Origin of the sequence: Pseudomonas peli (assembly GCF_050563605.1) — a bacterium.
Lineage (GTDB): Bacteria > Pseudomonadota > Gammaproteobacteria > Pseudomonadales > Pseudomonadaceae > Aquipseudomonas > Aquipseudomonas peli_A.
Window position 1 is genome coordinate 1 of sequence record NZ_JBNXUH010000102.1, and the last position, 232, is coordinate 232.

Here is a 232-nt window from a genome sequence, read left to right on the forward strand (position 1 = left end):
GGGGGATGCTGTCTGGATCGAGCGAGTCGATCAGCAGTGGTGGCTCAAGGTTTTCATCGCCCAGCAGTTGGCGGATCGACTCCAGGTCGTTCAGCAGTTGAGCGGGTTTTTGTGGCGGTTTTTGGGGGGCGCSTACCTTCNTCTCTTTTTNTAAAWCTCCCCGCCCCCCCGACGRAAMGAGSGGGCTCCTATGCCGGCTTTTTCTTTTAAAAAAAAAAAAAAAAAACCACAA

1 pseudogene is annotated in these 232 nt (G+C 52.4%); it reads right to left on the minus strand.

Features of this window, described 5'->3' with window-relative positions:
* Positions 1-97, minus strand: a pseudogene (locus tag ACQ4LH_RS21190) (DNA polymerase III subunit chi); the annotation flags it as partial.
* Positions 98-232 lie beyond the last annotated feature (135 nt).